24 protein-coding genes are annotated in these 24,498 nt (G+C 54.7%); 8 read left to right on the forward strand and 16 right to left on the reverse strand.

Annotated features, from left to right (window positions below):
• Window positions 1–48: 48 nt before the first annotated feature.
• From FY046_RS08145 to ltnD, 5 genes are all read right to left on the reverse strand, one after another.
• Entirely contained in the window at window positions 49–1,404 is a 1,356-nt protein-coding gene (locus tag FY046_RS08145; protein WP_446185936.1) for a GntP family transporter, read from the reverse strand.
• Window positions 1,405–1,550: 146 nt separating this feature from the next.
• Window positions 1,551–2,327 (reverse strand): HPr family phosphocarrier protein, encoded by a 777-nt coding sequence (locus tag FY046_RS08150; protein WP_421504834.1) that lies wholly within the window; start codon window positions 2,325–2,327, stop codon window positions 1,551–1,553.
• Between the two features lie 2 nt (window positions 2,328–2,329).
• Window positions 2,330–2,953, reverse strand: coding sequence for a 3-oxo-tetronate 4-phosphate decarboxylase (gene otnC, locus FY046_RS08155; RefSeq protein WP_159337445.1), 624 nt, complete (start codon window positions 2,951–2,953; stop codon window positions 2,330–2,332).
• On the reverse strand, window positions 2,950–4,212 hold the full coding sequence (gene otnK, locus FY046_RS08160; RefSeq protein ID WP_446185937.1) for a 3-oxo-tetronate kinase: 1,263 nt from the start codon (window positions 4,210–4,212) through the stop codon (window positions 2,950–2,952). Before otnK ends, otnC begins: the two co-directional genes overlap by 4 nt.
• The gene (gene ltnD / locus FY046_RS08165) at window positions 4,212–5,126 is read right to left on the reverse strand and encodes an L-threonate dehydrogenase (RefSeq protein ID WP_133845624.1); all 915 of its coding nucleotides are present in this window, start codon (window positions 5,124–5,126) and stop codon (window positions 4,212–4,214) included. Before ltnD ends, otnK begins: the two co-directional genes overlap by 1 nt.
• Before the next feature lie 314 nt (window positions 5,127–5,440).
• Between ltnD and ygbI the strand changes: the two genes are divergently transcribed.
• A complete protein-coding gene (gene ygbI / locus FY046_RS08170) occupies window positions 5,441–6,202 on the forward strand; it encodes a DNA-binding transcriptional repressor YgbI (RefSeq protein ID WP_167864164.1) in 762 nt (253 codons plus the stop codon).
• Between the two features lie 175 nt (window positions 6,203–6,377).
• On the forward strand, window positions 6,378–6,623 hold the full coding sequence (locus FY046_RS08175) for a hypothetical protein (RefSeq protein ID WP_133845626.1): 246 nt from the start codon (window positions 6,378–6,380) through the stop codon (window positions 6,621–6,623).
• 222 nt (window positions 6,624–6,845) lie between these two features.
• On the opposite strand, the gene FY046_RS08180 is transcribed toward FY046_RS08175, so the two are convergent.
• Window positions 6,846–7,955 (reverse strand): hypothetical protein, encoded by a 1,110-nt coding sequence (locus FY046_RS08180; protein WP_238337072.1) that lies wholly within the window; start codon window positions 7,953–7,955, stop codon window positions 6,846–6,848.
• Window positions 7,956–8,198: 243 nt separating this feature from the next.
• Here FY046_RS08180 and FY046_RS08185 point away from each other — a divergent pair, with 243 nt between their 5' ends.
• Complete coding sequence (locus FY046_RS08185) at window positions 8,199–9,287, forward strand: malate/lactate/ureidoglycolate dehydrogenase (protein ID WP_446185938.1); 1,089 nt, start codon at window positions 8,199–8,201, stop codon at window positions 9,285–9,287.
• Between the two features lie 25 nt (window positions 9,288–9,312).
• Here the strand turns inward: FY046_RS08185 and FY046_RS08190 are convergent, their stop codons facing one another.
• Window positions 9,313–9,936 carry a LysE family translocator gene (locus FY046_RS08190; protein ID WP_446185939.1) on the reverse strand — a complete coding sequence of 208 codons (624 nt, stop codon included), beginning with the start codon at window positions 9,934–9,936 and terminating at the stop codon, window positions 9,313–9,315.
• 754 nt (window positions 9,937–10,690) lie between these two features.
• Here FY046_RS08190 and FY046_RS08195 point away from each other — a divergent pair.
• The 5 genes from FY046_RS08195 to FY046_RS08215 all read left to right on the forward strand — a co-directional run bounded on the left by FY046_RS08195 (window position 10,691) and on the right by FY046_RS08215 (window position 15,489).
• A complete protein-coding gene (locus FY046_RS08195; RefSeq protein ID WP_133845630.1) occupies window positions 10,691–12,115 on the forward strand; it encodes a cytochrome ubiquinol oxidase subunit I in 1,425 nt (474 codons plus the stop codon).
• Between the two features lies 1 nt (window position 12,116).
• A complete protein-coding gene (gene cydB / locus FY046_RS08200) occupies window positions 12,117–13,124 on the forward strand; it encodes a cytochrome d ubiquinol oxidase subunit II (RefSeq protein WP_133845632.1) in 1,008 nt (335 codons plus the stop codon).
• A gap of 205 nt (window positions 13,125–13,329) precedes the next feature.
• Window positions 13,330–13,584 carry a CsbD family protein gene (locus tag FY046_RS08205; protein WP_133845634.1) on the forward strand — a complete coding sequence of 85 codons (255 nt, stop codon included), beginning with the start codon at window positions 13,330–13,332 and terminating at the stop codon, window positions 13,582–13,584.
• A gap of 155 nt (window positions 13,585–13,739) precedes the next feature.
• Window positions 13,740–14,084: a carbohydrate porin gene (locus FY046_RS08210; RefSeq protein ID WP_133845636.1), complete on the forward strand. Its 345-nt coding sequence runs from the start codon at window positions 13,740–13,742 to the stop codon at window positions 14,082–14,084.
• 157 nt (window positions 14,085–14,241) lie between these two features.
• The gene (locus FY046_RS08215; protein WP_446185940.1) at window positions 14,242–15,489 is read left to right on the forward strand and encodes a carbohydrate porin; all 1,248 of its coding nucleotides are present in this window, start codon (window positions 14,242–14,244) and stop codon (window positions 15,487–15,489) included.
• A 74-nt stretch (window positions 15,490–15,563) separates the two neighbouring features.
• Here FY046_RS08215 and fetB read toward each other — a convergent pair whose 3' ends face one another.
• Genes fetB through arnB form a run of 9 tightly spaced genes read right to left on the reverse strand, consistent with a single transcriptional unit; the run spans window position 15,564 to window position 24,380 of the window.
• Window positions 15,564–16,322 carry an iron efflux ABC transporter permease subunit FetB gene (gene fetB / locus FY046_RS08220; protein WP_133845638.1) on the reverse strand — a complete coding sequence of 253 codons (759 nt, stop codon included), beginning with the start codon at window positions 16,320–16,322 and terminating at the stop codon, window positions 15,564–15,566.
• Window positions 16,309–16,974, reverse strand: coding sequence for an iron efflux ABC transporter ATP-binding subunit FetA (gene fetA, locus FY046_RS08225; protein ID WP_159337449.1), 666 nt, complete (start codon window positions 16,972–16,974; stop codon window positions 16,309–16,311). Before fetA ends, fetB begins: the two co-directional genes overlap by 14 nt.
• Window positions 16,975–17,016: 42 nt before the next feature.
• Window positions 17,017–17,403, reverse strand: a complete 387-nt coding sequence (gene arnF / locus FY046_RS08230; protein ID WP_133845642.1) for a 4-amino-4-deoxy-L-arabinose-phosphoundecaprenol flippase subunit ArnF — start codon at window positions 17,401–17,403, stop codon at window positions 17,017–17,019.
• Window positions 17,403–17,726 carry a 4-amino-4-deoxy-L-arabinose-phosphoundecaprenol flippase subunit ArnE gene (gene arnE, locus FY046_RS08235; protein ID WP_159337450.1) on the reverse strand — a complete coding sequence of 108 codons (324 nt, stop codon included), beginning with the start codon at window positions 17,724–17,726 and terminating at the stop codon, window positions 17,403–17,405. Before arnE ends, arnF begins: the two co-directional genes overlap by 1 nt.
• On the reverse strand, window positions 17,723–19,384 hold the full coding sequence (gene arnT / locus FY046_RS08240) for a lipid IV(A) 4-amino-4-deoxy-L-arabinosyltransferase (protein ID WP_133845645.1): 1,662 nt from the start codon (window positions 19,382–19,384) through the stop codon (window positions 17,723–17,725). Before arnT ends, arnE begins: the two co-directional genes overlap by 4 nt.
• 6 nt (window positions 19,385–19,390) lie before the next feature.
• The gene (arnD, locus tag FY046_RS08245; RefSeq protein WP_133845647.1) at window positions 19,391–20,284 is read right to left on the reverse strand and encodes a 4-deoxy-4-formamido-L-arabinose-phosphoundecaprenol deformylase; all 894 of its coding nucleotides are present in this window, start codon (window positions 20,282–20,284) and stop codon (window positions 19,391–19,393) included.
• Window positions 20,281–22,263 carry a bifunctional UDP-4-amino-4-deoxy-L-arabinose formyltransferase/UDP-glucuronic acid oxidase ArnA gene (arnA, locus tag FY046_RS08250; protein WP_339505721.1) on the reverse strand — a complete coding sequence of 661 codons (1,983 nt, stop codon included), beginning with the start codon at window positions 22,261–22,263 and terminating at the stop codon, window positions 20,281–20,283. Before arnA ends, arnD begins: the two co-directional genes overlap by 4 nt.
• Entirely contained in the window at window positions 22,260–23,237 is a 978-nt protein-coding gene (gene arnC, locus FY046_RS08255) for an undecaprenyl-phosphate 4-deoxy-4-formamido-L-arabinose transferase (RefSeq protein ID WP_259152599.1), read from the reverse strand. The genes arnA and arnC overlap by 4 nt, the downstream gene beginning before the upstream one ends.
• Before the next feature lie 3 nt (window positions 23,238–23,240).
• Window positions 23,241–24,380, reverse strand: coding sequence for a UDP-4-amino-4-deoxy-L-arabinose aminotransferase (gene arnB, locus FY046_RS08260; protein ID WP_159337453.1), 1,140 nt, complete (start codon window positions 24,378–24,380; stop codon window positions 23,241–23,243).
• Between the last annotated feature and the right edge of the window lie 118 nt (window positions 24,381–24,498).

Here is a 24,498-nt window from a genome sequence, read left to right on the forward strand (position 1 = left end):
TATAGAAGAAGATTGATTCTTCGCGTGGTGAAACCGATCAGACAAACACTACAGCACCAGAGACAGCATCAATACCAGCGCAAAACCGGTCAATCCCATCGCCGTTGTCAGCACGGTCCAGGTTCTCAGACCGTCGGCGACCGACAGGCCAAGATAACGCGTCACCACCCAGAATCCGGCATCATTCACATGCGACAGCCCCAGGCCACCGAAGCAGGCAGACAGGGTGACCAGCACCAGTTGTGTATCACTTAACCCGGTGACCGCCTGCGTCAGCAGGCCACTGGTCGTCAGAATGGCAACGGTCGCCGATCCCTGCGAGGCACGCAGTGCCAGCGACAGAATAAAAGCAGCCGGAATCAACGGCAGATGGATAGTTTCCAGCGACAGTGCCAATGCTTTACCGACGCCTGATTCCACCAACACCTTACCAAACGCGCCCCCTGCACCTGCTACCAGAATCACCCCTGCTGAACTCGGAATAGCGCGGTCCAGCAATTCGCTGAGCTTTTCTTTGCTCCAGCCACGGCGCAGACCGAGCAACCAGGCAGAAAGCGCCAGTGCGATCAGTAATGCAATGGCCGGCGTCCCCACCAGCGTCAGGAACTGGCGCAGGCTGTTGCCTTCAGGCAGTACGCTATGTGCCAGTGTACCCACCACAATCAGGACAATCGGCACCACAATGAGCGATGAAATCATCCAGGCACCCGGTGGTAATTCCTGATTCTGACGCGGGCTACTTTCCGGTTTCGCCAGTTGAAGCTGCTCCAGGACGTCCAGCGACAAATGATACTGACGGCGGTTCATCACTTTCGCGACAAAATAACCCACCACACCGACCGGAATCGATACCGCGATACCCAGCAACATCAACCAGCCCATATCAGACCCTAACAACCCCGCCGCTGCTGCCGCCCCCGGATGAGTAGGCAATGCGACGTGCACGGTTAACATCACCCCCGCCATCGGCAAACCATATTTTAGCGGAGAGACGCGCGCCACTTTGGTGAAACCGTAAATCAGCGGGATAACAATAATGAACCCGACTTCGAAGAAGACTGGAATCCCGAGGATAAACGCCGCCATAGTCAGTGCAGCGACGGTGCGTTTGACTCCCAGCGTATGGGTAAAGCGCTGTGCCAGCGACTCCGCTCCGCCGGACGATTCAATGATCGCACCCAGCATGGCGCCCAGCACGATAATAATGGTAATCGAGCCGAGCAGCCCGCCCATACCGGAAACAATCACCTTCATAATGTTATCGGCAGGTATACCGGTCGAGATCGCCACTAACAGGCTGACGACCAGCAGAGCAACAAACGGATGAACTTTGGCTTTAATCACCAGCAGCAGCAGGATCAGCACGCTGGCAACAGCAATGGTTAATAACAGGGCAGTAGACATCTTTGCAGCCTCGTAGGGTTTTATTTTTTACGCAGTGCTCTACAGCACCGTTTTATTTCATTTTCCCCGGCTTTACCGCCTGATTCAGGCAGCAAAAAGCCAGCGCTGCGCGCCAGAACACGCAGCGTTCATCACAACAGGTCCTGTTATTTAAAGGCGTTAAACCAGCCCAGTCCTTCCAGCGTAGTGGTACGCGGGAAATACTCGCAGCCTATCCAGCCGCTATATCCGCTACGATCGAGCAGATCGAACAGCCACGGATAGTTAATTTCACCCTCGTCCGGTTCATGACGATCCGGTGCGGAAGCAATCTGGATATGTTGATACTGCCCGATATAGTCAGTAATCAGATGGCTCAGGTTGCCATCTACCAACTGCGCATGGAACAGATCGAGCTGGCTGAACACGCCTGGGCGGTCGATACGTTTGATGATATCCAGCACCTGATACTGGCTGGAATAGAGATAATTGGGTTTCGTCTTTGGATTCAACGCTTCCAGCAAAACACGCACGCCATGCGGAGCAAAGCGCTCTGCGGCATAGCGCACGTTATCGATGAAAGTGCGGCAGTAAGCCTCACGGTCAGCCCCTTCCGGCACCACCGACGCCATGATATGAACCTGGCGGCAATTCAGCGCCAGCGCATACTCCAGCGCCCGATCGATATCTTTGCGGGCATCCGCTTCACGGCCGGGGATCGCAGAAACACCCCACTCACCCGCCGCTGTATTACCGGGCGCCGTATTGAACAGCACCAGTTCCAGATGATTGCGGGTTAACGCCTGCTTTAACGTATCGGCGTCGTATTCATAGGGAAAAAGAAACTCTACCCCATGAAAACCGGCTTCAGCTGCGGCATCAAAACGCGCCAAAAACGGCAGCTCGTTAAACAGGGTGGACAGATTGGCAGCAAATTTAGGCATGTTCAGCTCCGTAATTCAGCCACTTCGTCATCATTAAGATAACGAATCGGGCGGTCGCCCAGCGTAAAGATCAGCCGGGCAGTCTCTTCCAGTTCTTCGGTATTATCAGCGGCTTCACGCAGGGTTTTCCCCACCACCACCGGACCATGATTCGCCAGCAGAAACGCCTTGTAGTGCGGGGCCAGTTTCGCCAGGTCCTCTCCCAGGCGCTCATCGCCCGGGCGATAATAAGGCACCACGGGGACATCGCCCACGCGCATCACCACATACGGCGTGAACGGGCGAATACAGTTTTTCGTGTCCAGCCCTTCCAGGCAGGAGAGCGCAGTAAGATACAGGCAGTGCAGGTGAACAATCGCCCCACATGCCGGATTATTCAGATAAATAGCGCGATGAAAGCTGATCTCTTTCGACGGTTTATCACCGCCAATCCACTCTCCTTCCGGGGTCACTTTCGATAGCCTTTCTGCGACCAGCTCACCCAGGCAGGAGCCGGTGGGCGTCGCCAGCAACGTACCATCTTCCAGTCGCATAGACAGATTCCCGGCTGAGCCCGTGGCATAGCCACGCTGGAAAAACGAAGCGCCCAGCCGGACCATCTCTTCACGTGCTTGTTGTTCAGTCATACTACGAACTCCGTTTGTGCGCGGGCAAAAAAGTTTTCATCGCCGAAATTACCGGATTTCAGCGCCAGCGAAACGGGCTGCCCGACGGCGCGCACCCAGGGCACGCCTGGCGAAATCACCGGGCCGATATGAAATGCATCAATGCCTAACGTCTGCGCTACCACGCCGGAGGTTTCCCCTCCTGCCACGATAAAACGCTGCCAGCCACGCTGTTGCAACTCACGCACCACAGCGGCAAACAACTGCTCAACGGCTTCACTGCTGTGCGCGGCGCCGTACTGCTGCTGAATACGTTGCAGGGTTTCTGGGTCTGAGGTCGCGAACAACAACGGGGCCAGTGCATCTGATTCGTGCTGCACCACCCAGTCGCACAGTTCGCTGGCATAACGGTCGCGCTCATGCAGCGCACGTTCCACATCAATCGCCGCGGCTGCAGCCTGCTGGCGATAACGCGCCACCTGGCGGTTGGTCATGGTCGAGCAGGAACCAGACAGCACCACTGCGCGCTGGCCCTGCGGCGCACCCGCGGCCTGAGCACGCGCACTATCGTGCCCGGCACTGGCCCACTGACGCGCCAGGCCGATTGCCAGCCCTGAGCCGCCCGTCACCAGGCGGCGATCGCGCAGCGCTTCTCCCTGGGTCAGCAGATGCTGCTCATTCAGCGCATCCAGCACTACATACTGCACGCCCTGCTGTGCCAGTTCCTCCAGCGCCAGACGCACCGCATCGGCGCCCTGATCCAGCGTCTGACTGTTAATCAATCCCGCCTTACCGCTCGCCTGTGCTTCCATCAGCCGTAACAAATTGCTGTCGGTCATCGGCGTCACAGGGTGATGACGCATACCGGAATCTGACAGCAGCTGATCCATGACAAAAAGATGCCCCTGATACACCGTGCGACCATTCACCGGCAGTGACGGAGAGATAATGGTTTGTGACTCACCCAGTGCCGCCAGCAGCGCATCGGTGACCGGGCCAATATTCCCCTGTGCGGTACTGTCAAAAGTGGAGCAGTATTTAAAATAAAAACGTTCGCACCCCTGCTGCTGTAACCAGGCCAGCGCCTGTAACGAATCAGCCACCGCTTTCTCCGCTGCACAGGAGCGCGACTTCAGACTGACAACAATGGCATCAGCCTGCGACGACAGTGGCCCTGCTGGCACGCCATTGACCTGGACGGTAGACATGCCGTTCTGTACCAGGAAACTGGCAATATCCGTCGCCCCGGTAAAATCATCCGCAATCACACCCAGACGCATTATTTCTGCTCCTGTTTTACGGGCAGCGTAATGCCGCTGAAAATCTTAATTACTGCGCTGTCATCTTCGCGGCCAAAGCCCGCGTTACTGGCGGAGGTAAACATATTGAATGCCGTGGACGCCAGCGGCAGTGGGAAATGCAGCGCTTTCGCCGTGTCAGCGACCAGGCCGAGATCTTTAACAAAAATATCGACCGCCGATTTCGGTGAATAATCGCCGTCAACCACATGACGCATACGGTTTTCAAACATCCAGGAGTTGCCTGCGGCGTTGGTCACCACGTCATACATGGTATCCAGTGGAATACCGGCGCGGGCGGCCAGTGCCATCGCTTCTGCGCCTGCGGCAATATGAACACCGGCGAGCAACTGGTGAATGATCTTCACTGTCGAACCAAGACCAATCTCGCTGCCAATGCGATACACTTTTCCCGCTACCGCGTCCAGCACGGGCTGTAACCGATCAAATGCCTCATCACTACCGGAGGCCATCACGGTCATTTCACCGGTTGCCGCTTTCGCTGCCCCTCCGGATACCGGTGCATCGAGCATAATTAACTGGTGTGCGGCCAGCTGCTGTTCAATCGCCTGTGCATCCTGCGCAGAGATCGTCGAAGAAACCATCACCACAGTGCCGGGTGTTAAGCGTGACGCCAGTCCGTGCTCCGCAAACAAAATCTGTTTCACCTGGGCGGCATTCACCACCAGCAGCAGCACCGCATCAAGCTGGGCTGCAAAGTCATTGGCCGAGTTCTCCGCCGCCTGCGCACCGCTGTCGCGCAGTGTTTGCAGAGCCTGTGGGTTAAGATCCACGCCCCAGGTTTTCAGGCCCGCTTTGATACAGGACTGCGCAGCTCCCATCCCCATTGAACCGAGGCCGACGACACAAACCGACATTGATGTTGCCTTAGACATACGCACTCCGTGTTAATTTTGGTGATTATTTGTTTTGATATGTGAAGTATAGGCGCTTTTATCGGCACTTTTGGTGACGTGCATCACAACAATTAACCGTAAAAAAGGAAGGAATAACAAGAATTAACACCGCAGCACGATAACCGTGATATAAAAATACTCATTTAAATTCATAAAGATAAAAACAAAACCATCGATATATGGGAAGGAAAACGTCTTCTTTCCGTGATAAATTGATAAAAATTGTGGTGCAGACGCCGGGTACGCTCCTTTACACTCTGGTCAAGCCAACTCCCCTCTCAACAGGAATAATGATGATCCCGGTAGAACGACATCAACAAATATTAACGCTGGTACAAGAGCGGGGAGTCGTGAGCATTGCTGAACTGACTGAACGTCTGGCCGTATCGCACATGACCATTCGCCGCGATCTGCAAAAGCTGGAAGAACAGGGAGCCGTGTTACTGGTGTCAGGCGGTGTCCGTTCCACAGAACGCCTCTCCAGCGAGCCGACGCATCTGGATAAAACCAGTATGTTCAGCCTTGAAAAACAGACCATTGGTGCCGCCGCCGCCCGCCATATCCCGCGTAACAGCTGCATCTACCTGGATGCCGGCACCACCACGCTGGCCCTGGCACGCGAATTGGGCATCCGTGATGACCTGCTGATCATCACCAACGATTTTGTGATTGCCAATTTCCTGATCGACACCAGCCAGTGCCGGATGATCCACACTGGCGGTACACTGTGCCGCGACAACCGCTCCTGCGTAGGGGATGCTGCTGCTCAGGCGCTGCGTGGCCTGTCCGTAGACATCGCATTTATCTCCGCCTCATGCTGGGGAATGCGTGGCACCTTTACCCCGGATGAAGAAAAAATCGCCGTTAAACGCGCCGTCAGTGAAGTCAGCCGAAAACGTGTACTGCTGGCCGATAGCTCAAAGTACAACAAAATTGCCACCTTTCTTGCCCTGCCACTGACACAGTTTGACAGCATCATCACTGACCCACACCTGCCTGCCGCTGCACGTCAGGAACTGGCTACGCTTGAACTTGACGTCACCCTCGCGGGTTAACGACGGACAGATAATGCCCTGCAACATGCAAAAAATTTAGCGACCACGCTCACGATCTTTCACTTCTTTACGCTCAGGACTTAGAGGATCGCGCGCAGCCTGGCTAGACTTATTCAGGTCATTTTATGGACTCACTTGCTACCCTTTCCCCCTGAAAATGTTACAAGGAGATCTTATGAGCACGATAAATACCAGCATGGGTCGTTACAGTTTGACCGCGAAGAATGCGGGCGATCATATTAAAGGATCGATTGCGATCAACGATGAAGGTGGTGGTCAGCTGACCGCACATGAATTTAATGAGCACTATCTGGATGATGTGATCAATAACGTGATCTTTCCGGTCACGGGGGGCAACCGGGTTATCACCAGCGCCCTGCGCGAACAGATGGTTAAAGCAGGATTTGAACAACCGCATTAGGCTGTTATTGACGCCACTTAGAAGCGCATTGTGCGATTTCGCTCTATCTTTGTATCGCCTGCTTCACATTTTGACTATCAATCGGTTTTTCCGATCGATCACTAAAGATCGATCTGTATAATCACTTATATTTATTGTGGGATTAGTGCGATGATTTATTGCCGTAATTATTATGGCAAAGTCAGATGAATAGCTTTAGTTGCCCACTTTACGTGGGCTTTTTTATACGGCTGGCGGGGATGCCGGGTTCTCTTCTGGCACAGAAGTGGCCGACTCTTCCCTCTCCTTTTTGTTGCGGCTGCGTAAACTCTGTCGCACAAGGAAAACAGGTGCAGCGAGCAGCAGCAGCAGCGCGCCGGACATCCCGCAGATCACCAGACTAATCAGACCTAACCAACCCCCGCCCGCCGTCACGCCCGCTGCCACCAGCGAGAGCAGGAAAAAGAACGTCAGGGTCATCGTCACCGGCCAGAGATTCACGATATCCATATCGCTCAGCGCCATTTTCACCGGCTTAGCCGCCAGCAGCGCTTCCTGTTCTTCCACTTCTATTTTTTGTTGCAGCGCCTGTAAATCCACGCAGGGTGCGACAAAATCCTCGGCGGGTTGAGGATGATGTAACTCGTCGAAAATTCGTTCCGTGGAGGGAAACGTCTGAGGCCAGACGGCGCTATGCACTCCATAACTGCTCAGTGCCGGCAGCGTAATACGCGGCCACTGAATCGCCTGTAAATAGCGATCATTCAGCACTATCCAGCTCTGCCGGGTGTTGCCACGGGTAACATGGTAGAGCTTGAAACGGTCAGCGGGCGGGTAGGAAAGATACGTTACCCGCGCCGTAATAAGCGGAATATGCCGTTGTCGGCAATAATTCACCCTGCTCTGTCCCTGTACCGCCAACAGCACAGCCAGTGCGGAAATAAAATAGTAAGAGGTACTCTCGGCAGCATTGGGGCCGTTCAGATGCTCACGCAATTTCTCTTCGCTGTTACCACTAAGGTGATCGGGCCACCAGCGCCAGCTTCGGCCAATCACCCGCTCGGTTGGCACCTGATAGATCCCCATCGGCTCAGTTTCTGAAGGCAGGATCGCAAAGGGAAAAATCTTACTGAAAAAAGTCAGCGCATCGTCCGGGCCATTCCATTCGCCACTAGCTTCCAGACCGTGCAGGTTAGCCGTCAGCTCACCCCAGCCGACTTTCCCCAGCATATCAATCTTATATTTGGTATCTGCCAGCCGTTTACCCAGCAGCAGCATCTCGCGCGAAATCGCAGACAGATCCAGTAAAGGAATACTGTTAGTGCTGGTGGGTTCTGTGTGTTCACTTTCCATACGGCTGTTTTACCCCAAGCGGCGTCTGTCCGAGCACGAGCAAAAAAATTTGGCTTTAGTTAAAAAATCAATACATATCAATGCAATAGTATACTTAGCAACCGATGAAATTAGCAATATATCGAACAGGAATGTCGCGATATTCATCGAAAAAGAAGCCTGGCGTGCAGAAAAATTAAACGGACAAAAACCAATTATTCGTTTAAAAATAAGCAGTAACCTTCATTATTTTAAGGAAAAAAAATGAACCAGATTCAGGGTGACATTTACATTAATCACACCATTTTACAGCAGATGGTGCAGAGTCTGTGGCAGCACGCAGGCAGCAGCAAGCAGGAAGCGCAACGCGTCGCCGAGCATTTGGTGGCAGCGAACCTTGCCGGGCATGATTCTCACGGTGTCGGGATGATCCCAAGTTATATGCTCTCAAAATCCCAGGGACATCTGCAGCAGAACCAGCAGCTCAGGATCGTTAAAGACGCCGGGGCGGTGCTCACCGTCGATGGCGGCCAGGGCTTTGGCCAGGTGATGGCCGCTGAAGCGATGGATCTGGCGATTGCACGTACCCAGAAGCTGGGAATGTGTGCCATCGCATTGCGGAACTCGCACCATATTGGGCGCATTGGTCACTGGGCGGAGCAGTGCGCACGCGCCGGTTATATCTCGTTTCATTTCGTCAACGTTGTTGGCGATCCGATGGTTGCGCCGTTTAACGGCAGTGACCGCCGCTTCGGGACCAACCCATTTTGCGCCATCTTCCCGCGCCCCGGCCAGCCACCGCTGCTGCTTGATTTCGCCACCAGCGGCATTGCTTACGGTAAAACCCGCGTTGCCTGGAATAAAGGTGTCAACGTCCCGCCTGGCTATCTGATCGATCATCAAGGGAAGCCGGACATTGACCCTGCGGTGATGCATGAAGCGCCATTTGGTTCCCTTCTGGCCTTTGGCCTGCATAAAGGCTATGCGCTGGCGGTGATGTGCGAAATCCTCGGCGGGGCACTTTCCGGTGGCCAAACGACCCACCTACAGTCACTGAAAAATACCAGTGACGCTATCTTTAACTGCATGACCACCGTAGTACTTGACCCGGCAGCATTTGACGCACCGGACATGCAGCAGGAAGCGGAAGCCTTTATTGCCTGGACGAAAGCCTCACCGCAGGCGGGTGACAATGCAATCCTGATCCCGGGTGAGTGGGAGGAAGCACAGCGCGCCGAACGCCGCCTGCACGGTATTCCGATTGATGCCAATAGCTGGCAGCAGATTTGTCAGGCGGCGCGTGATGCCGGAATGCCGGACAGTGAACTGGCCGGTTATCAGCCTCAGGCATAAGGCACGCCGGAGGCCCGGCGTACGGTTAACGTGAAAACAGCAGCTTCACGCCCGCCGCCGTGAAAAACAGCGCGAAAATGCCTTCAATACTGCGGCGGCATTTCTGATACCCCCGGCTCATCGCCGGGGTGGAGAACAACAGCGCGTAGCTGCTGAACACCATTATCCCCAGTAACGCACAGCCACCGACAATCAACGGCAGTACGGAAGGGGCCGCATCCGGGTGAATCCCCAATGACATTATCGCCGTCCACACCAGAATCGCCTTTGGATTTCCCAGATGCAGCAGCAAACCACGGCGGTAGAGGGAAGCGGCTGCCCCCCCTACCGCCAGCGGTACAACGCTGTCTTCCCCACGACGGGCAGCACTCCGTGCCGCTTTCCACGCCAGCAAAAGCAAATAGAAGCCCCCCACCACTTTGATCACCACAATAGCCTGAGCGTAAGCCAGTAGCAGCGTGGATAAACCGGTCGCAACCAGCAGCGCCCAGCACAGTGACCCCGTGATCACACCCGCCGCCAGCATCAATGCCGGGCGGCGCCCCTGGCGCATCGCGACACCCATAATCGCCATATTGCTCGGGCCAGGGCTGGCCGTGCCCAGCAGATAGGCAACATATACGGGTAACAACATCATAAAGGTATCCATTTGACTCCCGAGGCTGACAACGTTTTTTTGGTTATAGCACGCACTGCACCCACTCACCACAAGCATCATTATTCAGACGATTTCTTGATTCGCCGCAACGATCGGCGATAAAAACGCCAGAAATTTGTAACTAAATAATTCAATTTACATATTTATGTGTATTACACCCTTAACATTTACAGGGAGGAGAGAGACGATTGGTCAGGCAGAGGGATTGATAAGCCAATCCAAATAGTGGGAAAAGGTCATTTAAAATTAATAGAACCAAATAATAACATTAAATCCACATATTATTCATAAGTCATGAAAAACTATAGGGTTATTATAATAATGATGCGTAAACATCCTTTTTTATAGCCCTGTTAGCTATATTGGATGTACGCCTCACCTGAGGTTTTCAACGCAGAATAACGATAGTCACCTGACGAACCCCGCCGACGCACCAACGAAAAAAATGCTTTTACGACAGAAAGATACAGCATTTTCACATATGAGCATCATTCTTCTATCCTGCATTAACATTATCTTCCGTTGATTTAACCTGTTGACGAAACAATTACTCGTAATAATCGTTACTGTTATAGGCCAGTTCACTATTACTGTTGCTACTTCTTCACCTGCTTTGGTCTTAGGATCAAATCTCCGATGAGAAGTCCCCCGGCTGACACATTTTCTTTTTTGCTATATGTCACCTATTTGTTAACCGTGGGTAAAAAAATAAAAGGCAGTTGTTCATGTTAGATCGAGGTAAGCAATGTTCGGATTAGATGCGTTCCATCTGGCGAGGATACAGTTTGGTTTCACCGTAGCCTTCCACATTCTCTTTCCCGCCATCACCATTGGCCTGGCCAGTTTTCTCGCCGTGCTCGAAGGTCTGTGGCTGAAAAGCAAAAATGAGGTCTATCGCGACCTTTATCATTTTTGGTCAAAAATCTTTGCCGTTAACTTCGGTATGGGGGTGGTATCGGGTCTGGTGATGGCCTATCAGTTTGGGACCAACTGGGCAGGATTTTCGCAGTTTGCAGGCAGTATTACCGGCCCGCTCCTGACCTACGAAGTGCTTACCGCATTCTTCCTTGAAGCTGGCTTCCTCGGGGTGATGCTGTTTGGCTGGAACCGTGTCAGCCGTGGCCTGCACTTCTTCGCGACCTGTATGGTCGCGCTGGGCACGATTATCTCCACCTTCTGGATCCTGGCCTCCAATAGCTGGATGCAGACGCCGCAAGGTTACGCGCTGGAAAACGGCATTGTGATACCGGTGGACTGGTTCAAAATTATCTTCAACCCGTCCTTCCCTTATCGCCTGCTGCATATGTCCGTCGCCGCTTTCCTGGTGACTGCCTTCTTTGTGGGTGCCTCTGCCGCATGGCATCTGCTGCGTAAAAACGATACGCCAGCGGTGCGTAAAATGCTGTCGATGTCTCTGTGGATGGCACTGATCGTCTCGCCGATTCAGGCAATGATTGGCGATGCCCACGGCCTGAATACGCTGGAACATCAGCCTGCAAAAATCGCGGCGATTGAAGGTCACTGGGAGAATCCTCCGGGAGAAGCGACCCCGCTGATCCTGTTCGGCATCCCGGATATGAAAGAAGAGCGTACCAAGTACGCGCTGGAGATTCCTTACCTCGGTAGCCTGATCCTGACCCACAGCCTGGATAAACAGGTACCGGCACTGAAAAGCTTCCCGAAAGAAGATCGTCCTAACTCCACCGTGGTGTTCTGGTCGTTTCGCGTGATGGTTGCGCTGGGTATGCTGATGATTTTGCTGGGTGTTGTCAGCCTGTGGATGCGTCGCGGTCAGCGCCTGTATACTTCTCGTCCTTTCCTGTGGTTTGTCCTGTTGATGGGGCCTTCCGGTCTGATTGCTCTGGTGGCGGGTTGGATTACCACCGAAATTGGCCGTCAGCCGTGGGTTATTTATGGCCTGCTGCGCACGCGTGATGCCGTATCGCTGCACAGCACGCTGCAAATGAGCATCAGCCTGATCGCGTTCCTGCTGGTGTACTGCGCCGTCTTTGGCGTCGGCTACAGCTATCTGGCGAACCTGATTAAGAAAGGCCCGCAGGCCGGTGAAGGTGACCATACGCCAGAAGGCGGCCCAGGCACATCACATACTCCGTCTCGCCCGCTGTCTGCGGTGCAGGAAAAATTACATTCGCCGCAGGAGGAGAAGTAAGGTGGGCATCGATCTCTCAATTATCTGGTTTACTATCATCATCTTCGCCACCCTGATGTATATCATCATGGATGGTTTCGATCTGGGTATCGGTATCCTGTTCCCGTTCAATAAAGATCCGATTGAGCGCGATATGATGGTTAACACCGTTGCCCCGGTATGGGATGGCAACGAAACCTGGCTGATCCTCGGGGGGGCTGCACTGTTCGGTGCTTTCCCGCTGGCCTACGCGGTGATCACCAGCGCCCTGGCGGCCCCGCTCACCATCATGCTGATCGGTCTTATTTTCCGTGGCGTGGCGTTTGAGTTCCGTTTTAAAGCAACGGAAGAACACCGTCCGTTCTGGGATAAAGCGTTTATCGGCGGTTCTTACGTGGCAACCTTCAGTCAGGGTGTGGTGTTGGGCGCGTTTATCAACGGCTTTGAAGTGACCAACCGTACGTACAGCGGTCCGGCACTGGCATGGTTGACGCCGTTTACGCTGTTCTGCGGTGTTGGTCTGGTTCTGGCCTATGCCCTGCTGGGTAGCACATGGCTTATCATGAAGACCGAGAATGAACTGCACAGGAAAATGACGGCGCTGACCAAACCGCTGCTGATCGGCCTGCTGGTCGTGATGGCCATCGTCAGCATCTGGACACCGCTGGCACATACCAGCATTATGCAACGCTGGTTCACCCTGCCTAACCTGTTCTGGTTTTTACCGGTTCCTTTACTGGTTATGGCGGCATCCTGGGCACTGTGGCGCGCACTGCAACGCCACGCGCACTACACGCCATTCCTGCTGACCCTGGCGCTGGTATTCCTGGGCTTTACCGGACTGGGTATCAGTATCTGGCCGTATATCATTCCCCCTTCCATCACCATCTGGGATGCCGCCTCCCCGCCGCAGAGTCAGGGCTTTATGTTAGTCGGTGGTCTGCTGATTATTCCGGTGATTCTGGTCTATACCTTCTGGAGCTACTATGTGTTCCGCGGCAAGATCAAGCCGGACGAAGGCTACCATTGATACCCTGAGTCTTATGCAGAATATCACTGGCAGCACGGGAGCTTAACGCTCCCGACAAAAGAGGGCAGATCGTTGATCTGCCCTCTTTTTTGTCAGTATCTGGCACCTTCATTCATATTTTTACACATAAGTGCTCCGGCAAAGCGCGACAGATGAACTACGCTTAAAGTCGTTTCAGGAAATCATGCCATCAAAAGGAGGCACAATGAGTCTGTTTGATAAAGCGAACGATAAAGCGCAAGAAGCCGTCGGCAAAGGGCAGGAAGAGTTTGGTAAAGCCGTAGACTCGCCGGAGCATGAATTCAGAGGAAAAGTGCGTCAGCAGGCAGCAAAAGCCTCTTACGCCGTGGATGATGCGCTGGACTGCGTGAAAAGTAAAACCCAGGATTCTCCCCTGGTTTCACTGGCGATTGCCGCCGGTGTAGGCTTCCTGGCCGCCAAGATTTTTGGCCGCCGCTAAGCTCGATCTGACCTGATCACACTCTGAACGCCCCTCGTGGGCGTTTTTTTATGGGCGCTCTCCAGAGCACTTAATAGCGAAACGGGTTAACCACATTGTGATGTACTTCATCGGGCTAAAAAACCGATTAGATAATCATAATAAGAGGTGAACTCATGGAAAGAATAGCCTGTCTTAAACAGTGTCTCGGTATTGCCACGCTGTTCATGGTGGCTAACGCATCTGCCCTGCCAGAACGTTTTTATCTGCATCAGCCGCCACCATCAACAGAAATTATTTCCCCTCAGGCAGATACGCCGGCCATTCCTGAAGAATATCGCGATAATCAACCGCAACCGCTGATGCGGGGCGACGGATTTAATTACAACCTCTATTACAACTACCGCTTAACGCCTCACTTGATACTGCGGCCTAACCTGCAATCCAGCACCAAGCCCGGTGCTGTGAGCGAAAATTCACATCTGTTTGTGGGCGGACTCGGCGCGGGTATTAATTTCTGACGCCTGGATGCCCAAAATGCTTGTTGGCAAGACGATTATTCATAACAAGGAGAGATAAATGAATCATTACGGTGTTTTTCAATGGACGAGTAAACATGCCATGCTGATGATGTGCGGAAGCGCACTGTTATGGGCTTCGGCCCCCGCAGGGGCAGAAATGCGCCCTCTCAGTCTGGATTCGGATTATCTGTTTGGCGACTGGGACGGCTATCGCAGCGAATTAAAAAGGGAAGGTGCCGATTTCCAGGTCAACTACACCATGGAGTCGGCCAGTAATCTCGCCGGAGGGTATAACACCTCCACCACTGCCCGTTATACCGATCAGTGGGCCTTCGGCACCACTCTCGATCTGGAAAAACTCCTCAACTGGGATGACACACAGGTCCAGTTCACGGTGACCAGCCGGAACGGTCGCGACCTGACCCAGCACATCAACGATCCGCGGACAGGCGGCTTGTCCTCAGTGGAAGAAGTCTGGGGGCGTGGGCAGACCTGGCGTCTGACCCAATTTTGGGTAAACAAGGGTTTCTTTGATCATCGGGTTGAAATCAAAGCCGGTCGCGTGACCACGGGTGAAGACTTTGATGCATTCGACAGCAAATTCCAGAACCTGGCCTTTGGCAGCGGTCAGCCGGGTAACTGGCGCGGAGACCGCTGGTTTAACTGGCCGGTCTCACAATGGGGCGGTCGCGTAAAACTGAACCTGCCGGACGACATGTTCTTCCAGGTGGGCTTTTATAACCAGAACCGTAATAACTACGATCGCGGTAACGGCTTCTACCTCGACGGCAGCCCGAGCCTGGGTAACCTGGTCCCCTTTGAATTTGGCTGGACACCCCTGCTGGGTGCCAACAAGCTGCCTGGGAACTACCGTATCGGTGGCTACTACTCCTCGGTTAACGGGGATAAATACGCCAGCTACCATAATGGCGGCTACGGCGGCCAGGCGAAAGCCTATGGTGGTTATATGCTGCTGCAACAGCAGTTAACTGCAACCGACGGTGATGTCAACCGGGGCCTGGGCTTAACCGTACAGGCGGTGATGAACGATCATAAAACCTCGAAAACCGATCATTACCAGGCGGTATCCTTCACCTGGAAAGGACCCTTTGCGGCACGTGCGCAGGATGAGATAGGTGTCGGGGCCGCGCGTATTCACGTCAACAGTGACTACGGTAAAATGCAGCACGAAACCAATCAATACAACGGCGAGTCCCGTTATAACAGCCCGACGTATCTGCCCGTTCAGCACGGCTCCGAATGGAACTACGAAGTTTACTATAACGTCCACGCCACTAACTGGCTGAACCTGCGCCCTAATCTGCAATATGTCGCCTCTCCCGGCGCGGTCAGTGGGGTTAAAGACGCGTTTATCGGTGGCCTGAGCGCCAATGTGAATTTCTGATGTCAGCGACACTGCCGGCATAGAAATGTCATGGCCGACCGGAAAAAATGGTCGGCCATGACGGGTGCCAACGATTATTTCAACTGCACGCGTGCGGTATAAAAACGGCGGGCCGCCAGATAACCTGCAATGATGGTCGACAGGCTTGCGGTGCCGAGCAGCATAAAGGTCACCATAATCTGATACTTAATGGCTTTTACCGGATCAATACCGGCAAAAATCAGACCGGACATCATGCCCGGTAAACTCACCAGACCAACCGTTTTTGCTGCATCGACCGTGGGGATCATGGCTGCGCGTATGCTGTCGCGCACGATAGACGTCGATGCCCGCTTTGCACTCGCTCCCAGACTCAGCATCTCCTCTACCTTCTGGCGATTATCACTAAACCGCTGATTCAGATTACTGAAGCATAACCCCACCGCCACCATCGCATTGCCCGCAATCATTCCCGAGATCGGGATCACCTGCATGGGCATAAACTCAATCGCGCCACTGAGCAGCAAAATGGTCAGCGTCAGCGTAGTACCCGAGGTGATGGCAATAAACGAAATCAGAAAGCCTCTGTCGATAGCGCGGCTGCGCTTTTTGGCATTCAACGCGGCATTTACGCAGATAAACAGCACCATCAACACGGTCAGCCACTGATTGTTCAGATCGAAAATATACTTGAGCACATAGCCAACAATCACCAACTGCACAATGGCGCGCGCCACGCTCCAGATGATGTCTTTTTCCAGCCCCAGCCGCTCCTTGCTGCTGACCAGCAGTGCAATCACCACCAGCATTAAGGCCAGGGCCAGTGACTCATTGGTAATATTATGCTGGTTCATACTGGCCCTCCGTTGCTGCGGGCGACAGCCGGATCCGCCGTCTGCCATCATCTGTTTCTACGCTGTCGTGACTGATCCAGATCGCCGCACTTCCTTGCGCGACCTGCTGGTCGATCAACTGCGCTACCCTCCGTTTATTCGCGTCATCCAGCGCGCTACTGATTTCGTCCAGTAGCAGGATATCCGGGCGAAACTGTACATTGCGCAGCAGCGCCACACGCTGTTTTTCCCCACCGGAGAGTTGATCAATTGAGGTATCCAGCATTGCGGGTGGCAGCCCCAATCGCTCCAGCTCGTCGCCGAGATGCTGGCGATCTACGGGCTGCTGGCGGATCTGATAGGGCAGAGAGAGATTGTCATACACCGAACGGCCAAACAGCTGGGGGGTCTGAAACACGTAGGATACACGCTGGCGATACTGTTCGGGTTTCAACTCAATAATCGGCTGACCGTTAAACCTCACTTCACCGCCGGACGCATCAAGCAGAGAAGCAATAATTTTCAGCAGGGTACTTTTACCTGCCCCGGACGGCCCCGTCAGCCAGAGGAATTCGCCCTTGTGAAGCTCAAAGGACACGGGCGACAACAGCGTTTTACCCTGACGCACAAACGAGACCTCCCTGACCTGCAGGAGGGGGAGTGAAGGGTTCATGTTTTTAACAGACTCTGTGTAATGAATCGCGCGATGATAGCATTATCTGTGGGCCTTTTTCCCCGGCCAGAATATCAATAGCAGCCCGACGAGGATCAGTGCCGCGCCCACCAGCTTGCCCCAGAGAAAAATTTCATTCATCCCAGGCAACCACAGTGCTGCCGTCCATACCAGCAGATAACTCAGACTCAACAGCGGATAAACCCGGCTCAGCGGCAGACGCTGTAAGGCCAGTAACCAGCACATCATCGACAGAGCGTAGGCCAGCAGCCCGCCGGAGAGCACCAGCGTGGGTAAAGAGACGCTGAGCAGCGCCGCGCTGAATAGCGCGAGCTGATCGATAGCGGGAAGCTGTACCATCGCCCACTTCATCATCAACTGCGCAGCACTGATCAGCAGCACACTGCAAAAAGCATACAGCAGGCCCATCAGGTATAGCTCCCCATCACCGCCACGCCGGCCACAATCAGCACAATGCCCAGTCCATGACGCCATGAAATCGCTTCCTGCCACAGCCAGCGCGCGGCTAAGGTCACAAAAATAAAGTTAAGACTCAGCATGGGGTAAGCGACCCCCACCGGCACAGTCTGCAACACACGCAGCCACACCAGCAGCGCCATCCCCAGCAGCAATATGCTTGCCGTCAGCCACACCAGAAAATGACGGCGACCCTCACGCACCGTCGCCTGCTTCTGGCACAACTGCCCGCCACAGCTCAGCAGGCTGGCCAGGACAATCAGCAGCATATTCACGGCTGCTGCCGATAGAGATAAAACAGCATCCGCCCTTGCTGGTAGAGACGGTCAGGTGCAGGGATACGCTCATCCACCTTGTTGTCCTCAGAGGCTAATTTCATCATCAACGATACATTACCTTCACGCCGATGCGCGCTCAGCCACTGCGCAAAATCCGCAGTAGAAATAAGACGATCGGCACCATCGGCATAGCCCAAACCGTAGGCCAGCTCACCCGGTTGGTCTAATAATAAAATATCGCTGCGCTTCAGTTCCCAGGCCAGCGCCGATGCCGTACCAATATTGTTCGACAGCACAAAGCGGCTCTGCTGCAAATCCCGGCTGAAATCGGCAATAAACGGCTGCGGCTGTTTGGAATTGATCACTTTATCGGGGATCGCCGCCCCCACCACCAGCGCCAGCCCCAACGGACACAGCGCCGCCAGCCGCCAGTGCTTCGCGCCCTCCACCAGGCTGGCCGCGCCCACCAGTGCCCAAAAGAGAAATGCTGTCGCCCCCAGCAGTACTTTAATCACCTCATGTCGGGCATACACCGGCTGCCTGAGCAGGCCCCAGGGGGCCACGATCAGCACCATCGCCAGCAGCAGCACAATCCCCACCACCAGATTGATCACGCCGTTGGCTTTCAGCCCGCGTCGCCCCGCGGCGGAGAGTGCCATCGCATGATGGGCCAGCAGCATCGCCAGCGGTGCAAAACAGGGCAGGATATAGGTCGGCAGTTTGCCTTTCGCCACACTGAAAAACAGCAGCGGCATCACCACCCAACCGAGTAAATAAGCGGAACCCACAGCGCCCTGCCGTTCCCGCCAGGCCCGATGTAGCGCCCCCGGCAGTAGACCAAGCCACGGAAGTGCCCCGGCAATCAGTACCGGAATGTAATACCAGAACGGTGCTTTGTGTTGAGCATCATTCTCAGCAAAGCGCTGAATATGCTCCACCCAGAAGAAATAATGCCAAAAGTCGGGTTCCTGTCGGGCAATGCTGATGGCCCAGGGTGCCGAGATCAGCGCCGCGCTGAGCAAGGCCAGCGGTCCCCATAACATCAGCTCTTTCACTCGGCGCTGCCAGACCATCCACGGCACAATTGCCACCACCGGAACCGCCAGCGCCAGAAAGCCTTTGGTCATAAACCCCATACCACAGGCCAGCCCCAGCAGTAACCAACCCGCTGTTTTCTGCCGCCGGCTCCCCCCCTGCCCAACCAGCCAGAAGCTGCACATCGCAGCCGTCAGCCATAGCGTGATCATCGGGTCCAGCACCGCATAAGTCCCGATGCAATAGACCAACATGCAGGTGAGGAAGATCACCGCAGACAACAGCGCCGTCGCACGCTTACGCCACAGACAAAACGCCAGCCAGTAAATCAGTAATGCACTGAGTGACACAGAAAGCACTGAGCCAAAACGCACGGAGAAGTTATTGCCGCCAAAGATCCACTGACTGAGGTTATTGATCCAGTACCCGGCGATCGGCTTCTCAAAATAGCGCAGGTCAAGAAAGTGCGGCACCACCCAGTTCCCACTGACCAGCATTTCACGGCTGATCTCCGCATAGCGAACTTCATCCGGCTGCCACAGCGCCCGGAACTCAAGAGGGAGCAGGTAATAGAGTGCATACAACAGGGGCAGTAATAATGCATAACGGGTGTATTTCATCCACAATCACTCAGCGAGTTGCTGGCATCCCAGCCAACCTTCACGGCCGGGGAAGCTACCCCGAATCACTTTGCCTGTCGGCAGTTGCGAGAGGTCCTGCGGCAGCAGCTCGCCCAATGGACAGAAACGAATCCCCCGCTGTCGCGCCTCCGTCAGCAGTGCATCAAATTTGTCCGCCAGCACGATCCCTTCCGCTTCCGCATGGATGGTGTAAACCGGCACGCCCGGCTGGCGAGCGATCTCATCAAGGATGAACGCGTTGTAGTGCGCAGGATCGACACGCGTCCCTGCCACTTCGTCCCACGTCGGTAACGTCACCGGGATTTGCACGGTTCCCAGCCGCCCATCTGGCAGTATTGGCCGGAAAGGCTCTGTGCCCCGACAATCGCTGTTATAACGAAAGTCAAAAGCCTGTTTAGCGGTGAGGACACGGCCATCGGCACGCCAGCCCGCTGCGGCTGAACAGGTTACGGGTTGCCCGGTCAGTTCGCTGAGTGCCTCAACGCCCCGGCGGACCTCTTCACTCAGCTTCCCTGCAGGCCATACGCCCGCCCAGGTCTGCCAGGCAAAATGATCCCAAGCGTGCATCCCTGTTTCATGCTGCAAGCTTGCCTGACGGATCGTATCGGCCAGCCCCTGGCCGATACGTCGTCCGGGCCAGGCTGTACCCGCCAGCAGAATGTCCCAGCCGTAGAGTGAAGCCGCGTTTGACCTCAGCATCTTCCACAGAAAGCGCGGTTTTAGCAGCCGCCATAAATGGCGGCCCATATTATCCGGCCCAACGCTGAAGAAAAAGCTGGCGCGGGTTTGCTGACGTTCAAGAATGGAGAGCAGGCGCGGCACACCGTCCCGGGTGCCGCGCCAGGTATCCACATCAATGCGTAAACCCACATTGATCATTCGACAATCTCGCCCTGTTCAACGGTTTGCAGGAAGAAGTCGAGCGTGGCATCAATGGTGTAGTTCATCGCCACCTCCGGCTGCCAGTTCAGCAGACGCTTCGCATTACGGATCGACGGTTTACGGTGCTCCACATCCTGATATCCCTTGCCATAATAGCTGCTACTTTCCACCTCGCGAAAACCGGCAAATGGCGGGAATTGGTGACGCAGCGGGTGCCGTTCAAAACTGGCCAGCAGCTGTTCGGCCAGCTCTTTAATACTGGCTTCGTTATCCGGGTTACCGATATTGATAATCTGACCATCGCAGTTCTGCTGCTTATTCTCGATAATCAGGAACAGCGCTTCAATGCCGTCACGGATATCGGTAAAGCAGCGCTTCTGCCGCCCGCCGTCAATCAACTTAATCGGCGATCCTTCCACCAGATTCAGGATCAACTGAGTAATGGCACGCGAGCTGCCGATACGTGCCGCGTTAAGGTTATCCAGGCGCGGTCCCATCCAGTTGAAAGGCCGGAACAGCGTAAACCGCAACCCCTCTTTTTCTCCATAAGCCCAGATCACCCGATCCAGTAACTGTTTCGAGACGGAATAGATCCAGCGCTGTTTATTGATCGGCCCGACCACCAGATTCGAGTGATCTTCATCGAAAGTGTCATCCGTACACATGCCATAGACCTCCGAGGTGGAGGGGAAAATAATGCGCTTTTTGTACTTCACACAATCGCGAATGATCTTCAGATTTTCTTCAAAATCCAGTTCAAACACGCGCAGCGGGTTGCGGGTGTATTCGATCGGTGTGGCAATCGCCACCAGGGGTAATACCACATCACATTTCTTAATGTGGTACTCGATCCACTCCGAGTGAATACTGATATCCCCTTCGACAAAATGAAAACGCTCATGGCCCACGAAGCGGCTGATGGCATCAGAGCCAATGTCCAGCCCGAAAATTTCGAAATGATCATCGGCCAGCAGGCGCTCAGTCAGGTGGTTACCGATAAAGCCATTGACACCAAGGATCAGTACACGGGTTCTGCGTTTTGCCGCTACCACCGGCTGGTTATGCAGCAGGGCACCGGCCACCAGCCCAAGGGTTTGCGCCAGTTGACTGCCCTGCATGTAGACACCGCTCTCGCTTTGCCCGGTTACCACTTCCAACGCACCCTCTGCGCAGGCGACCACAAATGGCGAAACGGAAAGTACCGTACCGGGCTTTGTCACCGGCCAGTTGTGGCAGATTTTGGACTGCCAGATGATAAACTTCGCGGCCCCCACATAGCTGAACGCCCCCGGCCAGGGATCGGTGACCGCACGTACCAGGTTATGGGTACGTTGCACTGGCTGCTGCCAGTCGATGCGTCCGTCTTCCGGGGTTCGTCGTCCGACATAGGTGGCTTTGCGTTCATCCTGTTCGACGGCAATAAAACTGCCACGCAGAATGTCTGGCAGGCTGCGCATCAGCAGCTGTTTCGCACTCTCACACACTTTATAATGCAGCGTCAGCGCAGTATCTTCCGCCGCAATCGCCACCTTCTCACAGGCGATAATCGCCCCGGCATCGGCGCGTTTCACCATGCGATGCAGCGTGACACCGGTTTCTTCTTCACCGTCAACCAGCACCCAGTTCAGTGGCGCGCGGCCACGATACTTCGGCAACAATGAGGCATGCAGATTAAACGCCCCCACTGGCGCACAGGCGAGGATCTCGTCGCTCAGCATCTGGCGGTAGTGGAATGAGAAAATCACGTCAGGTTTCATCTCGCGGATGCGGTCAATCCACAGAGGATGGTTAACCTCCTCCGGCGCATAAACCGGCACACCCAACTGCGCGGCGGTACGTGCGACGGACCCGAAGAAGTGATTCTCGCCGGGATGATCCGCGTGGGTAAAAATCGCGCAGATGTCAAAACCCGCTTCAGCCAGCGCCCGGATCCCGGTGCAGCCCATATCATGGTAGGCAAAAACTACGGCTTTCATGATGATTTATCCTGTGTGGAGTTGGCGTCGCGGCTAACAACGCGCTGAATAAAATAACGGGGACGGGCGCGCACATCGTTGTAGATACGCCCGATATACTCGCCAAGCAGCCCCATGCCAATAAACTGTGCGCCGACAAAAATGAACAGCACGGCAAACAGCATAAATACCCCTTCTGCTGCCCACTGCGGGCCAAGGAACAGGCGCAGTCCAATCAGCAGCAGGGAAATTGCAAAACCCGCCAACGCAATCACGCTGCCAAACACGCTTAACAGCCGCAGTGGCGTGGTTGTCAGGCAGGTGATCAGGTCATACATCAGGTTGATCAGGCGCATCAGGCTATATTTGGAATCGCCAAATTCGCGTTCGGCGTGCAGCACCGGGATCTCTGTGGCCCGCCGGGCAAAGGTGTTCGCCAGAATAGGGATAAAAGTACTGCGCTCATGGCAGTGCAGCATGGCATCGACAATATGACGTCGGTAGGCTCGCAGCATGCAACCGTAGTCACCCATTGCTTTACCCGTGGTGCGTTGAATCAGATGATTGATCAGGCGTGAAGCACGCTTACGGAACCAGCTGTCCTGACGGTTTTGCCGCACGGTGCCCACCACGTCGTAGCCCTGCCGGGCCGTTTCCACCAGGCGCGGGATCTCTTCAGGGGGGTTTTGCAGGTCGGCATCAAGTGTGATAATCAGGTCACCGCTAACATGGCTGAAGCCGGCCATGATCGCCGAATGTTGGCCGTAGTTACGGTTCAGCAACACCGCCACAATATGGCTATCCGGTGCCTCTGCGGCGGCAGTGAGCATCTCGGCCGACGCATCGCTGCTGCCGTCATCGACCAGTAAAATTTCATAATCGATAGCCAGTTGCGCGCAGGCAGCCTCCGTACGGCGGAGCAGTTCGGGCAGGCTTTCCTGCTCGTTGTAGACCGGGATCACAACGGAGAGTTTGTTGATCGGTTGTTCTGTCATCTCTTATCTCTTTGCCAGCTTACGCAGTGCCACAATCACGCGGCGGCCATCGTCGTCAGTCATTCCCGGAAACAGGGGAATCGAGCAGATACGCTCTGAGTTCCATTCGGTCTGCGGCAGGGACAGGTGAGGGAAGCGTTCACGATAATATTTCTGCGTATGCGCCGCCCGGAAGTGAAGCCCGCTGCCGATACCCTGCTCCTTCAGCGCCTGCATGAGTTCATCGCGGCTGATACCGCACAGCTCAGGGTCAACGCGCAGGATAAACAGGTGCCAGGCGTGGTGATGGGGCCAGTCAGGTTGTGTCAGAGGCAGGAACGGGGTATCGGAAAGCTCCTCGAGGTAACGCAACGCAATTTGCTCACGTCGGGCGTTGTTGGCTGTCAGCTTGTCCAACTGCACCAGCGCAATCGCCGCATTGATATCGGCGAGGTTATATTTGAAGCCGGGCATGATCACTTCGGCCTGCGGCGCACGACCGTGGGTCTGACGATCAAAGGCATCGACACCCAGCCCGTGGAATTTCAGACTGCGCACGCGATCCGCCAGGGCATCATCATCGGTAACCACCAGCCCGCCTTCGGCACAGCTCATATTTTTAATCGCGTGAAATGAGAAAATTGCCGTACCGCGGCGACCCACATGCTGCCCGCGATAGTGAGTACCTGCTGCATGGGCCGCATCCTCGATAACCGCAATCCCCCGCTGTTCAGCCAGCGTGCGAATGGCATCGATATCAACCGGTGCTCCGGCATAATGTACCGGAATAATGGCTTTGGTCCGTGGGGTGATGGCCGCCTCAATCAACGCCGGTGTCACCATCAGCGTATCGCGGTCCACGTCGATCATCACCGGAGTCGCCCCCAGCAGAACGATCATATTCAGCGTTGAAACCCAGGTCAGCGAGGGGGTGATCACTTCATCACCCGGCCCTATTCCCAGTGCCATTAGCGTGACGTGCATCCCGGCCGTTGCCGAGCTAACGGCAATCGCATGACGATTCCCGGTAAGCTGGCAAAATGCCTGTTCAAGCTGCTGATTTTTGGGGCCGGTGGTGATCCATCCTGAACGCAACACCTCGGCGACGGCGGCCAGTTCTTCCGCACCCATTGCCGGACGTGAGAAAGGCAAAAAGTCTGTCATTGATTACATCCATTAAACAATTAACACCACGAATGATGAGTGAGGATAGCAGAGGCTGCGATTCCCCTCTCTCACCCCTGAACGAATCACTGCCTATTTTTCATTCTACTGGTCGTTA

It is taken from the genome of Erwinia sp. 1181_3, from assembly GCF_052824965.1.

What these genes read in the sequence shown, in the direction of transcription:
- FY046_RS08175 (WP_133845626.1), top strand. Translation starts at nt 6,378, where the DNA reads ATGAGCACGATAAATACCAGCATGGGTCGTTACAGTTTGACCGCGAAG.
- FY046_RS08180 (WP_238337072.1), bottom strand. Translation starts at nt 7,955, where the DNA reads ATGGAAAGTGAACACACAGAACCCACCAGCACTAACAGTATTCCTTTA.
- arnF (WP_133845642.1), bottom strand. Translation starts at nt 17,403, where the DNA reads ATGGGCCTGCTGTATGCTTTTTGCAGTGTGCTGCTGATCAGTGCTGCG.
- ltnD (WP_133845624.1), bottom strand. Translation starts at nt 5,126, where the DNA reads ATGTCTAAGGCAACATCAATGTCGGTTTGTGTCGTCGGCCTCGGTTCA.
- FY046_RS08215 (WP_446185940.1), top strand. Translation starts at nt 14,242, where the DNA reads ATGCGCCCTCTCAGTCTGGATTCGGATTATCTGTTTGGCGACTGGGAC.
- FY046_RS08185 (WP_446185938.1), top strand. Translation starts at nt 8,199, where the DNA reads ATGAACCAGATTCAGGGTGACATTTACATTAATCACACCATTTTACAG.
- FY046_RS08205 (WP_133845634.1), top strand. Translation starts at nt 13,330, where the DNA reads ATGAGTCTGTTTGATAAAGCGAACGATAAAGCGCAAGAAGCCGTCGGC.
- otnK (WP_446185937.1), bottom strand. Translation starts at nt 4,212, where the DNA reads ATGCGTCTGGGTGTGATTGCGGATGATTTTACCGGGGCGACGGATATT.
- FY046_RS08150 (WP_421504834.1), bottom strand. Translation starts at nt 2,327, where the DNA reads ATGCCTAAATTTGCTGCCAATCTGTCCACCCTGTTTAACGAGCTGCCG.
- fetA (WP_159337449.1), bottom strand. Translation starts at nt 16,974, where the DNA reads ATGAACCCTTCACTCCCCCTCCTGCAGGTCAGGGAGGTCTCGTTTGTG.
- fetB (WP_133845638.1), bottom strand. Translation starts at nt 16,322, where the DNA reads ATGAACCAGCATAATATTACCAATGAGTCACTGGCCCTGGCCTTAATG.
- FY046_RS08210 (WP_133845636.1), top strand. Translation starts at nt 13,740, where the DNA reads ATGGAAAGAATAGCCTGTCTTAAACAGTGTCTCGGTATTGCCACGCTG.
- arnD (WP_133845647.1), bottom strand. Translation starts at nt 20,284, where the DNA reads ATGATCAATGTGGGTTTACGCATTGATGTGGATACCTGGCGCGGCACC.
- FY046_RS08195 (WP_133845630.1), top strand. Translation starts at nt 10,691, where the DNA reads ATGTTCGGATTAGATGCGTTCCATCTGGCGAGGATACAGTTTGGTTTC.
- FY046_RS08190 (WP_446185939.1), bottom strand. Translation starts at nt 9,936, where the DNA reads ATGGATACCTTTATGATGTTGTTACCCGTATATGTTGCCTATCTGCTG.
- otnC (WP_159337445.1), bottom strand. Translation starts at nt 2,953, where the DNA reads ATGACTGAACAACAAGCACGTGAAGAGATGGTCCGGCTGGGCGCTTCG.
- arnA (WP_339505721.1), bottom strand. Translation starts at nt 22,263, where the DNA reads ATGAAAGCCGTAGTTTTTGCCTACCATGATATGGGCTGCACCGGGATC.
- FY046_RS08145 (WP_446185936.1), bottom strand. Translation starts at nt 1,404, where the DNA reads ATGTCTACTGCCCTGTTATTAACCATTGCTGTTGCCAGCGTGCTGATC.
- ygbI (WP_167864164.1), top strand. Translation starts at nt 5,441, where the DNA reads ATGATCCCGGTAGAACGACATCAACAAATATTAACGCTGGTACAAGAG.
- arnB (WP_159337453.1), bottom strand. Translation starts at nt 24,380, where the DNA reads ATGACAGACTTTTTGCCTTTCTCACGTCCGGCAATGGGTGCGGAAGAA.
- arnT (WP_133845645.1), bottom strand. Translation starts at nt 19,384, where the DNA reads ATGAAATACACCCGTTATGCATTATTACTGCCCCTGTTGTATGCACTC.
- arnC (WP_259152599.1), bottom strand. Translation starts at nt 23,237, where the DNA reads ATGACAGAACAACCGATCAACAAACTCTCCGTTGTGATCCCGGTCTAC.